General features: G+C 58.2%; 10 protein-coding genes, 1 pseudogene and 1 other annotated feature. Of the genes and pseudogenes, 9 read left to right on the forward strand and 2 right to left on the reverse strand.

The annotated features are described in order from the left end of the window. Positions 1-717: 717 nt before the first annotated feature. From VE23_RS27875 to tyrS, 5 genes and pseudogenes are all read left to right on the forward strand, one after another. Positions 718-894: pseudogene (locus VE23_RS27875) on the forward strand (LysR substrate-binding domain-containing protein); the annotation flags it as partial. 51 nt (positions 895-945) lie between these two features. After that, positions 946-1,317 (forward strand): glyoxalase superfamily protein, encoded by a 372-nt coding sequence (locus tag VE23_RS27495; protein ID WP_049869024.1) that lies wholly within the window; start codon positions 946-948, stop codon positions 1,315-1,317. A 225-nt stretch (positions 1,318-1,542) separates the two neighbouring features. Then, positions 1,543-2,565 carry a GNAT family N-acetyltransferase gene (locus VE23_RS21090; protein ID WP_049869025.1) on the forward strand — a complete coding sequence of 341 codons (1,023 nt, stop codon included), beginning with the start codon at positions 1,543-1,545 and terminating at the stop codon, positions 2,563-2,565. Between the two features lie 111 nt (positions 2,566-2,676). Further along, the gene (locus VE23_RS21095) at positions 2,677-3,432 is read left to right on the forward strand and encodes a class I SAM-dependent methyltransferase (RefSeq protein WP_049869026.1); all 756 of its coding nucleotides are present in this window, start codon (positions 2,677-2,679) and stop codon (positions 3,430-3,432) included. Positions 3,433-3,474: 42 nt separating this feature from the next. Further along, positions 3,475-3,709: a binding site (T-box leader), on the forward strand. 117 nt (positions 3,710-3,826) lie between these two features. Continuing rightward, entirely contained in the window at positions 3,827-5,116 is a 1,290-nt protein-coding gene (gene tyrS, locus VE23_RS21100) for a tyrosine--tRNA ligase (protein ID WP_049869027.1), read from the forward strand. A gap of 107 nt (positions 5,117-5,223) precedes the next feature. Here the strand turns inward: tyrS and VE23_RS21105 are convergent, their stop codons facing one another. Next, positions 5,224-5,727: a hypothetical protein gene (locus VE23_RS21105; protein ID WP_049869028.1), complete on the reverse strand. Its 504-nt coding sequence runs from the start codon at positions 5,725-5,727 to the stop codon at positions 5,224-5,226. A 262-nt stretch (positions 5,728-5,989) separates the two neighbouring features. On the opposite strand from VE23_RS21105, the gene VE23_RS21110 reads away from it, so the two are divergent. The 4 genes from VE23_RS21110 to VE23_RS21125 all read left to right on the forward strand — a co-directional run bounded on the left by VE23_RS21110 (position 5,990) and on the right by VE23_RS21125 (position 10,002). Beyond that, the gene (locus VE23_RS21110; protein ID WP_069202504.1) at positions 5,990-7,081 is read left to right on the forward strand and encodes a LacI family DNA-binding transcriptional regulator; all 1,092 of its coding nucleotides are present in this window, start codon (positions 5,990-5,992) and stop codon (positions 7,079-7,081) included. Between the two features lie 228 nt (positions 7,082-7,309). Then, positions 7,310-7,948, forward strand: a complete 639-nt coding sequence (locus tag VE23_RS21115; protein ID WP_049869029.1) for an alpha/beta fold hydrolase — start codon at positions 7,310-7,312, stop codon at positions 7,946-7,948. Positions 7,949-7,968: 20 nt separating this feature from the next. Beyond that, on the forward strand, positions 7,969-8,253 hold the full coding sequence (locus tag VE23_RS21120; protein WP_127509414.1) for a hypothetical protein: 285 nt from the start codon (positions 7,969-7,971) through the stop codon (positions 8,251-8,253). Positions 8,254-8,706: 453 nt separating this feature from the next. Continuing rightward, the gene (locus VE23_RS21125) at positions 8,707-10,002 is read left to right on the forward strand and encodes a hypothetical protein (protein ID WP_048745037.1); all 1,296 of its coding nucleotides are present in this window, start codon (positions 8,707-8,709) and stop codon (positions 10,000-10,002) included. A 1,085-nt stretch (positions 10,003-11,087) separates the two neighbouring features. Here VE23_RS21125 and VE23_RS21135 read toward each other — a convergent pair. Then, entirely contained in the window at positions 11,088-12,266 is a 1,179-nt protein-coding gene (locus VE23_RS21135) for a glycine C-acetyltransferase (RefSeq protein ID WP_049869032.1), read from the reverse strand. Positions 12,267-12,268 lie beyond the last annotated feature (2 nt).

Genomic DNA, 12,268 nt, shown 5'->3' on the forward strand with positions numbered 1-12,268 from the left:
TATCGGACATACGATCCGTTATTTTGCCAGTTTGGGACGATTTCACTTTTTAGCGGACATACGATCCGTTATTTATGCGAAAATCGCCTCAGATGTCAGGTTTTTGAGAAAATAACGGATCTGATGTCCGATAAAGTCCAAAATGGGGTTGAAATGCCCAAATAACGGATTTGATGTCCGATAGAACTCCGAAATGGTCGCGAGCCATGGGCAGCAGGTTTGATGATGTCCAAAAGAACTCCGAAATGGTCGCGAGCCATGGGCGGCAGGTTTGATGATGTCCGATAGAACTCCGAAATGGTCGCGAGCCATGGGCAGCAGGTTTGATGATGTCCAAAAGAACTCCGAAATGGTCGCGAGCCATGGGCGGCAGGTTTGATGATGTGTAAAAGAACTCCGAAATGGTTGGGAACCATGGTTAGCAGGTTTGATGATGTGCAAAAGAACTCCGAAATGGTCGCGAGCCATGGGCGGCAGGTTTGATGATGTCCGATAGAACTCCGAAATGGTCGCGAGCCATGGGCAGCAGGTTTGATGATGTCCAAAAGAACTCCGAAATGGCCGCCAACCGCCAATACATAGGCAGCAGAGTTGACGATGTCCAAACATTCCCGAATGGGCTGGAATCTGGCACACACAGCCTCGAGGAAGCTATCGACGACTGCTTTGGGCTGGATTTCAAGCCGCAGCCATCCTTTCAGGCGGGGCGAGGCTCTCATGACAGCGGCTGCATCCGCCGCAGCCGGGCTCGGTGTCTCGATCCTGCCGGAATCAATGCTGGAAGGACTAACTTTGATTCCGCTGGAGGATGAGGGCTCCATCTGCCGAATAGGCATGATGACAAGAAAAGAGGGTTGTCTTCCTCCGGCGGCGCTGCGGTTTGTCGAGTGTGCCGCAGAAGTTTTTGGAAATGGCGGTAAACCTATCTATAGGAGGGATATAAGAATGCCTGAATTCAATCGAGTCGTCCCCATTATGCGCATGTTCGACGTCGGCAAGGCAAAGGAATTCTACCTGGATTTTCTGGGGGCTGAACTGCTCTGGGAGCATCGATTCGAGGAGGCGCTGCCTCTCTATATGGCCATAAAGCTGGGAGGCTGCGAGCTGCATCTCTCGGAGCATCACGGCGATGGAAGTCCCGGCGCCAACATTCGGATCGAGACGGCAGGTCTGGCTGACTATCATAAGGCTCTTCTGGACAGCGGCTACCGGTATGCCAGGCCGGGATTGGAAAAGCCCCCCTGGGGCGGCTGCGAAGCGACCGTGATGGACCCGTTCGGGAACCGGATTACCTTTTATGAAGAGGACGGGGTCTGAAAAGGATGGATGCGATTCCCTGGCGGTTCTTCGGACTATGGACTGAAGCGAATTGAGCTGCTTGCGGTCAAGGGAGGCGGAAACATCTGAAGAACAGAGTTGTCCTATCAAGCCCGCAGACCGAATCCTCCTGTTTCTTCGGCTATAACCGTTCTTTCCATATCCTCCCGCCTCAGCCTGCAAGTATAGTAAGTGCAGGACAAAACGTGGGAGAGAGCCATAAACATGAACATATCCGTAGAACCGTGCGGCTTGGACCGCAAATTTATTCTCATGAATCTGTATCCGCTGTATCTGCATGATCTGGCCGGAATCCGCGAAGTTTTGCCGAACCGCTGCGGTGTGTTTGAAGAGGATGACGGAATCCAGACACTGCAGGAGCAGCAAGGCGAATTCGAAATCTGGTGGGAAAAGGAAGGCCTATTGTTCCCCTATCTGATCCTCGCGGACGGAATTCCGGCCGGCTTCGCGCTCATCGCTTCCGGGCCGTACACCGAGTCCGGCAGCGATTATATGGTGAACGAATTCTTCATCCTCAGACCCTACCGAGGCAAAGGCGTCGGTGAAGCAGCGGCCGGCGAGCTGTTCCGGCGTCATCCCGGAAGCTGGTCGCTGTTCACGACGCCGGGAGAGCGCAATCGCGGCTCCATCTCCTTCTGGCGGAAGTCGCTGGCCCGCCATGCGGGGGAAGACGGATATACGGAGGAGGATCTGGAGCTGGAGCACTTTGGCTGCAGCAAGCTGTTTCTCTTCTCATCGGCGGCGGAAACTTCCGGGGGAGTGTCTGAAGGAACGGAAACGTCCGGCAAAGGCATTGCCTGCTCCAGCGACGTCCGCAAGGCATCGATGGCCGACTTGCCGGCCATAGCCGCTCTGGATGCCAAGGCAGTCGGACATGGCGGGCGGCTTGCCGAGCTCGAGAAGCATGTGCGCAGCGGCTGCTGCCTCGTTTCTCTTCGAGAGGGCCGCCTCGCGGGCTTCGCCGCGCATGACCGGTCTTTTTTCGGGCAGCGGTTCCTGCAGCTGATCATTGTCGATCCGGACGACCGCAGGAGCGGAGTCGGCCGCAGTCTTATGGAGGCTTGGGAGGCCGAGCTTCCGGGACATAAGCTGTTCACCTCGACCAACGAATCCAACAAGCCGATGCAGCAGCTGTGCGAAGCGATGGGCTACGTCCGCAGCGGGGTCGTCGACAACCTGGACGAAGGCGATCCCGAGATCATTTATTGCAAGCCTCCGGTTGCCTGAGCGATCCTTGTCTGGTACGGTTAAGCATGCAGACAAGCCAGGGTGCGCGCCGGCATCGGCTGGTTCGAACGGCAACCCTGGCCTCATGGACGAGATCTGGAGGGATGATCGATGGACAGCAAGGAGCGGTTTTCCAGCCGTGTGGAGAACTATGAGAAATACCGGCCGAGCTACCCGGCGCAAGCGGTAGACTACATCATCAGCCGCGGCGGGCTCAAGGAGGATTCTCCGGTAGCCGATATCGGTGCCGGAACGGGCATCTTCTCCGGGCTGCTGCTGGAGAGGCAGCTCCGGGTCATGGCCGTGGAGCCGAATCCGGATATGGCCAAGGCGGCCTGGGCCAAGCTCGGCCCCGACGAGCGGTTCGGCCTGATGCTGTCGCCTGCGGAGGATACGGGGATGGCCGAGGCCTCCGTCGACGCGATCGTAAGCGCGCAGGCTTTCCACTGGTTCGACCAGGCTGCCGCGCAGGCGGAGTTCCGCCGCATCCTGAAGCCGGAAGGACGCGCGTTCCTGATCTGGAACTCGCGCGTGCTTACGGGCACGCCCTTCCTGGAGAGGTACGAGGCGCTGCTGCATAAGTACGGGACGGACTATGCGAGCGTAAATCACCGCAACGTCTCTCCGGAAGCGCTGCAGGCTTTCTTCCGCGAGGGAACGTTGGAATGGCAGACTTTCCCTAACAGGCAGATCTTCGATTACGAAGGCGTGAAGGGCCGCCTGCTGTCTTCCTCGTACGCTCCCGCTGAGGGACAGCCCGGGCATGAGGAGATGCTGGATGAGCTGCGGCAGATCTTCGACGAGACGCAGCAGGACGGAACCGTCAGCTTCGATTACGAGACGGAAGTGTACAGCGGTCTTCTGTAGGGCGGTTGACAGATCCGCCGGGATTCGCTAAAGTGATAGCGATAAAGTGCGTTGAAGGGAATCAGTAGCGCCCGAGCGACATCGCTCTAGAGAGCCGGCGGTTGGTGCAAGCCGGTGCGGGGTCGGGCTGCGAATTACATCCTGGAGCATCCGTGTCCGCAACTGCCTGAGGCAGAAGGGCCTGGACGGCAGCCGGCCGTTACCCGGCAGAGCGGAGCATTCTCGTACTGTACGGGAAGCTCAACATAGGGTGGTACCGCGATGACTCGTCCCTGTCTTTGGACAGGGAGGGGTCTTTCTTTTTTTTTCCTTAGACATGGAGCGATACAGTCAGGCGGCTTTCAATCAACAGGCTCGGCTGCAACAAACATTCAATCAAGTGGAGGGAACAGACATGGCACAAGAACAAGCTGCGGCCGTCAATTCGGAATTGCTGGAGGATCTGGAGTACCGGGGCCTGGTGTACCAGGTGACGAACCGCGAGGAACTGAGCAAAAAGATGAGCGAAGGCCGCGTCACGCTGTACTGCGGCTTCGACCCGACGGCAGACAGCCTGCATATCGGCAGCCTGCTTCCGATCCTGACGCTGCGCCGCTTCCAACTGGCGGGCCACAACTCCATCGCCCTCGTCGGCGGCGGCACCGGCCTCATCGGCGATCCGAGCGGCCGCTCCACCGAGCGCTCGCTCAACACGGACGACACGGTCGCGAACTGGACCGAGAGCCTGAAAAACCAGCTGTCGCGCTTCCTCGACTTCGAGGCGGCGGGCAATCCGGCGAAGCTCGTCAGCAACTACGACTGGCTCGCGCCGCTCGACATCATCACGTTCCTGCGCGACATCGGCAAAAATTTCACCGTCAACTACATGCTGGCCAAGGACTCCGTCGACTCGCGCCTCGCGAACGGCATTTCCTTCACGGAGTTCAGCTACATGATTCTGCAGGCGTACGACTTCTTCAAGCTGAACCGCGACCATGGCGTCAATCTGCAGCTGGGCGGCAGCGACCAGTGGGGCAACATTACCGCAGGCCTGGACCTGATCGGCAAAATGGGCGGAAGCGACGCTTACGGCATCACGATGCCGCTCGTCACGAAGAGCGACGGCAAAAAATTCGGCAAGTCCGAATCCGGAGCCGTATGGCTGGACCGGAGCAAGACGAGCGCGTACCAGTTCTACCAGTTCTGGATCAACACGGATGACAGCGACGTCATCCGCTTCCTGAAGTACTTCACGTTCCTCTCCCGCGAGGAGATCGCGGCTCTGGAGCAGGCTGTCGCGTCGCAGCCGGAGAAGCGCGAGGCCCAGCGCGAGCTCGCCCGCCAGGTGACCAGGCTCGTGCACGGAGCCGATGCCGTCGAGAGCGCCGAGAAGATTACGGCTGCGCTGTTCTCCGGCGACGTCACGCAGCTCAGCGAGGACGAGCTGGTCGAGGCGCTGCAGGACATGCCGACGACGGTTATGGGAGAGGCGGCCGAAACGGGGCTGATCGACCTGCTCGTCGAGGCGAAGGCCGCTCCTTCCCGCCGCCAGGCCAAGCAGGATATCGAGAGCGGCGCCGTCTACGTGAACGGCGTCAAGCAGACCGGCATCGACACGATGCTGACGTCCGAGCAGCGCCTGCATGGACGCTACGTCGTGCTGCGCCGCGGCAAGAAGAATTACTACCTCGTGAAGTTCGAATAGAACGGCTTCAGCCCGCACCGGCATCCAGCCGGGCGGGCTTTTTTTGTCTGAAGCTCCTTGGGCGGCGTTGCGCGGCAGACGGTGAAGCCATCTGCTCCGGTTGTTGGTCAAGGATACAGCTTAGCCATCCAGCGGTAATCGGACCAGAGACGGCTCAGAACCCAGCCCTCCGCTGTCCGGACGGCGGTCGCTTCTCCGGGGACGCTGTAGGGCTGAACCTTACCGCTGTCTTCGGTCACCTTTACAACAACGGTATATTTAAGGTCGTAGGAGTCTTTTGCATCCTTGACCGCTTCAATCTTCATCTCTGTTACTGTTGCCTCCAGATCGGCTTTGTTATAGGCTGCAATCCGGACAGGCATAGCCGTATCCATGTTGGCTTCCAGCTTGTCGAGCAGCTCTCCGGTTACGAGAGGCTTAAGCAAGCTGCCGCGTTCTTTGATCATGGAATAATGATCTTCCGGAATATCGCGATGCTTGACGTCGTATTGAATGTGAATGGCCTTATCCAGAACGGATATGGCTTCCGCTTCATCCGACCCGGCTCCGGAGCAGGCGGTCAATAGAGCTGCAATCAGGCCGAGGGTTAGCAGGATGCGTGTCGTTTTCATTGGATGTCCTCCCCATTTGATCTGAACGCAACGAAGGATTGCGGTTCCGATTGTTCTTTCCCGAGAAATTCTTCCATGGCCTTCCATCTTTTTACGACCCCCGAATAGGAATGGTTGCCATTTCTTGCAAACAAACTTTTCATTCCTAAGATAAAGGGCGCTGAGAAAGGCTGAAATAATTTGAAAAAAGTTGAAGGAACCCTTACACTTAGAAGGAATGAAGACGAACCGGAAAGGGTCGTAAACCTAAGGGGTGAGCATCATGAAAAAGGTTACGCTGCAAATGATTGCCGATAAATTGAGCGTCTCCAAAGCCTTGGTCTCCAAGGCGCTCTCCGGAGACAGCGCCGTCAACGAGGTGACGCGCGAAATCATCTGGAAAACGGCCGAGGAGGAGGGCTACCGGATCAAGGGGAGCAAGCGGCTCGGCAGCTCCTCCCTGACGGGCAATCTCGCGGTGCTCATGCCCCGCGCCTATCTGGACGACCCTGAATATTGGGGCAAAATCATCAAGGGCATCGACGCGGAGCTCGCCAAGCAGACGTACAGCATGGTACTCTCCAGCATCGACGTGACGATGCGGGTGAAGGACGGCATGCCAGCCGCCATCACCGAGCGCAAGGTCGACGGAGTCATCGTGCTGGGGCAGCTGCCGGAAGCCTACACCGATCAGCTGACCAGGCGCAAGCTTCCGTTCGTGCTGGTCGATCCGGACGCGCAGCATCCCGACATGGACCAGGTGCTTGCGAACAATTACCTCGGCGCTTACCAGGCGGTGCAGGCGCTGCTGGCGGAAGGCCACCGCAGGCTTGGCTTTGCCGGAGACGCCTTTACGACCTGGAGCTTTTCGGAGCGCCAGCGGGGCTTTGCGGAAGCAATTGCCGTGCACAACCGCCGCCAGCCGGCCGACCAGGCCGAGGCCGTCATGATCGAGGGCATGGGCGTCAGCGGCAGCGGCATGTATACCCAGCCGGCGTTCGCGGCCGAGCTGGGCGCGGAGCTGCACGCGGAGCGCAGGCTTACGGCGCTTTTCTGCGCCAACGATCTCATCGCCTTCGACGCGCTCAACCTGATCGGCAAGATGGGGCTTTCCTGTCCGCGCGATCTGTCCGTCGTCGGCTTCGACGATCTCACGCTCGCCGAGCTGAATCAGCCCAAGCTGACGACCGTCAGCGTGCCCAAGGAAGAGATCGGAGCGAGGGCGGCCCAGCTCGTGCTGGGGAGAATCGGAGAGCCCGAGCGGCTGCCGGAGCTCGTGATGCTGTCGACGTCGCTGATCAAGAGAGAGTCGACAGCTCCGCCGGCCGGAGCGGTCGTTGCCGCTGCTGGCGAGACGGAGACAGCCGAGGCGTAGCGGGCCGGATGGGAAGAAGCTCGGGACGGGTCGGGCTAGACAGAAAGACAGAAAGACAGAAAGACAGAAAGACAGAAAGACAGAAAGACAGAAAGACAGGGATGGTACATTCAGCCCTGTCTTTTTTTGATGCTGGCAGCCTGCTGCTGCCGAAGATGCGGAGGCGTTTTTAAGAATACATATGCTAGAATAACAAGGAAGATATGGAAGGATAAGGAGGGCTTCGGTATGCATATGAGCTGGATTCAATCTCCATCCGCCTGGGGAACGGACATCCGCTGCCGCTGGATTCGGAGGGACGGCAGCCGCTCCTTGGCCGCTTTGTTTCCAGGACAAGGCTATTCCTGCGAAATGCCGCTGCTGCACTATGCCGGGAAGTCGGCGATGCAGGAAGGCTACGACCTTCTGCTGCTGGAATACGGCTATCAGGCGGCGCGCCGGGATCCTGGTCCCTTCGAGGAAGCGGCAGCTGCGGCAAGCGCCGACAGCGCGGCCGTCCTCAGGCCGCTGCTGGAGCGATATGACCGCCTTGCCTACATCGGCAAGAGCGTGGGAACGGTCGTCTCCAGCCTTGCTCGGGAGTCTCTTGCGGAACAATCGAGAGGCAAGGAAATCCGCCAGATCTTCCTGACCCCGATCGCTCCGGCGATTTCCTCTATCCTGCGGAATGGAGGGCTGGTTGCAGTCGGAACAGCCGACCCGGTGTTCGGCCCGGAGCATATGCAGCGCACAGCGGCGGGCAATGGGGTCCGGCTGCTGACGATCGACGGAGGCGACCATGGACTGGAGCTGCCGGATGCCGGGCGGTCGCTGGATGTTCTTCAGGAGATCGTTTCCGCGGTCGGGATGTATTTGAAGGAAAGCTGAAGTTGGAGAGAGGCGAAAATGTGAACCTGAGAGCATATAAGGAAGAGGATGCCCGGGCGATAGTCGATGCCCATGCCGAGCTATACGGGCGGGAGCACGGATATGACGAGTCGTTTCGGGAGATCGTCGACGAGAGAGTGAGAGGAATCGTGGAGCGCAGCGATTCGCGCGAAAGGATCTGGATTCTGGAGTCAGACGGGCGGCATCTCGGCTCGATCTGCATCAAGCTGGAGCTTCGGCATCCGCCGAGCGGGCCTGCAGGCGCAGTATGTCCGGAATCCGCTGGTTACCACGAATCAGTTTGAGGGATTCAGAAATACCTTTCTGTTCCTGGAAGGAGAGGCAGGCCGCTCCATTCCATTTTTAATGAAGTGGTGTCTTTCTACGAGCTGAAGGGCGGTTTCTTTGTCGTTACCTCGAAGGCTCTTGCTCCGCTGGCCAGCTTCGACAAAGGGGATCTAGCCGCTGGATCAACCGGCTCAGCGTCTCGCGCCGGGAATGATCAGCATGAACGATTTTCAGCTGCATAGTAGCAACCCTATCATAGTTGGATTGACTTTCATTATAGAAGATATAGGGATGGAATCCATCGTTGGATTGCAAAAGGAAAGGATTGAAAAAGGAAGAGAGAAATCTCGATCTTTAACAATTTTAAACACATAATAAAATGTTTATTTATGTTGAACGAAAATAAAGGCCGTGGTATGCTTTTTCTTGAAATCGTTCTCATTTATCCAAGAAAAGGCAGGGATGCATCCATGACGAGCAGGGAATTCATAAGCCGCGAAGGCAGCCGGTTGATGCTTGGCGGCAAGCCGTTCCGGTTCGGAGGCCCCAATATTTACTGGCTTGGGCTCGACGAAAATGTAGGCGGAGTGGACTGGCCGACCGAATTCCGGGTGCTCGACGCGCTGGATGCCGCCGTTCAGATGGGTGCCGCCGTCGTTCGTTCGCATACGCTGGCCGCGTCCCAGGGCTGTCCTAAGGCTCTGTCGCCAAAGCGCGGGGAGTACAATGAAGAGGCGTTTCGCCGAGTGGACTTTGCCATCGCAGAAGCCGGCCGCCGAGAACTCAGGCTGCTGGTTCCTTTTGTGTGCAATTGGGCTTATTACCATGGGGGCAGGGAAACCTTTGCCTCCTGGCGCGGGCTCGACGACCCAGGTCTGTTCTATACGGATCGGGCCGTCATCGAGGACTTCAAGTCGTACATAAGCGTTGTGCTGAACAGGGTCAACAGCCTGACGGAGACGGCCTACAAGGATGATCCGACGATCATGGCCTGGGAACTGGGAAATGAGCTCAATGGCGCTCCGGCCGAATGGGTGCGGGAGATCGCCTGTCATATCAAGTCCGAGGACGGCCGCCACCTGATCTCGCACGGCAAGCAGTTCGAGCTGGATCGGGACAAGCTGGGCATCGAGGAGCTCGATATTCTCGACGTGCATTATTATCCTGCCGACGCGGTGAAGCTGGCTGCAGACGCTGCCGACACGGCCGCTGCAGGCAAGGTGTATATCGCCGGAGAGTTCGGATGGCCTGAAGGCGATCTGGAAGGTTTTGTCCGCCATGCCGAGGAGGATGAAAGAGTGGCGGGAACGCTGTTCTGGTCGCTCTTCGGACATGGCGACGGGGGCGGGTACGTGCCGCATTACGACGGGTTCTCGCTTCATTATCCCGGCACGGGCGTCAACGAAGAGATCGGCAGGCGGGTGCTGCGATTGCGTGAGCATGCCTTCCGGATGAGCGGCAGGGTGGTGCCGGAATTCCCGCTTCCGGAAGCCCCTGTCATCACGGCGGCAAAGGAGAAGATCATGTTCCGCGGCGTAGCCGGGGCGGCGATGTACACGCTCGAGCGCTCCAGCCGCGGAGCGGATGGGCCATGGCAGACAGTATTCGCTGCCCGGGAGGCCGATTATGACATGCCTTGGCGCGATCCGCTGCGGGCTCATTCCGCCAAGGCGTGGTACCGCGTCAAGGCTCATGCGCCGGATGGACGGGCAGGGGCTTACTCGCCGGTCTATGAGTCGGAGGTTTTTACGCCGGAGAGCGGGTAGGAAAGAGTTGGAGGCCCGCGGCGGGAAGTCGATAAGGAAGAATGAGTGTGTTAACGTCGGGAAGTCGATAAGGGAGAATGAGTGTGTTATCGTCGTGAAGTCGATAAGGAAGAATGAGTGTGTTAACGTCGGGAAGTCGATAAGGAAGAATGAGTGTGTTAACGTCGGGAAGTCGATAAGGAAGAATGAGTGTGTTAACGTCGTGAAGTCGATAAGGAAGAATGAGTGTGTTAACGTCGGGAAGTCGATAAGGAAGAATGAGTGTGTTAACGTCGTGAAGTCGATAAGGAAGAGTGATCGGCGTTCACGTCAGAGAGCTGGAGCCAGCCTTCGCTAAACCTATATGCATGGAACCAACCAGCCATTTCTTAGTGCGACGGGCAGGAACAGACATAAGCGGCCATGGCGTAATGCTGTGGTCACAGCCCGAAACAAATAAAGCCAGCCGTAGCTTTGAGAAACAAAATCTCGGAAGCGGAAATAGCCAGCCATGATGAAGTGAGGCAGCTGAGCAATTTAATGAACTGCGAAAAACCAGCCCGACCGTATTCAATCGGCTATCCACCATCGAACATCATTTCGGACCGCACCAACCAACTTTTCTTTGGGCTCCTGACTGCTACGGACATCAGATCCGTTATTTCGTCTGTTTTGCTGGAAAAGGGCCTTCTATCGGACATCAGATCCGTTATTTTTATCAAAATAGGCTTTTTGGTGACTTAAAGTCTCAAATAGCGGATCTGATGTCCGTTAAATTTTTTTTAATGCCTGAAAATGGGGAAATAGCGGATCCTATGTCCGATAGAATTGACCAGTAGTTGAAACAGGGATCGATAAGCCTCCGAGAGGTCGCAAAGCCCAGAACAGGCACGAAACAGGCACGGAACAAGGCCATTACAAGCCCAGAACAGGCACGAAACAAGCACGGAACAAGGCCATTACATGCACGGAACAAGCACGGAACAAGCACGAAGCAAGCACGGAACAATAGGGCGGATCAGACATCAAAAAGGCCGTCCCGGCCAACCAAAAAAGCTGTCCCTGCCGTCGAAGGACGGGGGACAGCTTTTTCAATATCCAAACGGTCAGCCCAGCAGGCCGAACTCGCGTCCGACCTTGAGCAGCGCCTGGCGCGCGAACTCGAGATCCTCCGCCGTGTGGGAGGCGGTGATGATGAAACGGACGCGGCCCTTGTCGGCGGCGACGGTCGGATAGACGATGGCCGGAGCGAATACGCCCTCTTCAAGCAGCCGAGCCGAGAACTCCATCGTGCGTGCGGCTTCGCCGACGACGATGGGGATGATCGGCGTCTCGCTGGCGCCGGTGTCGAAGCCGTCACCCTGGAGCTGCGAGCGGAAGGAGTTCGCCGACGCCCACATGCGCTCGCCGAGCTCGGGGCTGCTGCGCAGCACGCGAATCGCCTCCAGGCAGCTTGCTGCGACGGCCGGAGTCTGCGATGTGCTGAACAGGAACGGACGCGCCTTGTGGATGAGGTACTCCTTGAGCGCGAGGCTGCCTGCCGCGTAGCCGCCGACAACGCCGACGGCTTTGGACAGCGTGCCGATCTGGATATGCACGCGGCCGTTCAGGCCGAAATGGTCGGTCGTGCCCTTGCCGTTCTTGCCCAGCACGCCGCTCGCATGGGCGTCGTCGACGCAGACGATCGCGTCGTAACGCTCGGCCAGCTCGACGATGTCCGGCAGCGGGGCGATGTCGCCGTCCATGCTGAAGACGCCGTCCGTGACGATATAGCGGCGGTTGAACGAACCGGATTCCTTCAGAATTTCCTCCAGCTGGTTCATATCCTTGTGCTTGAAGATGCGGCGGGCTGCCTTGGTCAGGCGGATGCCGTCGATGATGCTGGCATGGTTGAGCTCGTCGCTGATGACGACGTCCTCAGGCTGCAGCAGCGTGCCGAACACGCCCTGGTTGGTCGTGAAACCGGACTGGAACACCAGCGCGGCCTCCGTTCCCTTGAATTCGGCGAGCTCGCGCTCCAGCTGGTCATGGATGTCGAGCGTGCCCGAAATCGTGCGGACGGAGCCGCTGCCGACGCCGTACTTCTCGATCGCCTCGATCGCGGCCTGCTTCATCCGGGGATGGTCGGTCAGGCCCAGGTAGTTGTTGGAGGCCATCTGCAGGATGCGGCGGCCGCCCATCTCCATCCACGGGCCGGAGCCGCTCTCCCAAACGGCGGGCAGGCGATAGCGCCCCTGCCGCTTCAGCTCCTCCAGTTCGTCCTTCAATCCGTCTAGTCCGGCCATTG

It is taken from the genome of Paenibacillus sp. D9, from assembly GCF_001188365.1.
Lineage (GTDB): Bacteria > Bacillota > Bacilli > Paenibacillales > Paenibacillaceae > Paenibacillus_O > Paenibacillus_O humicus.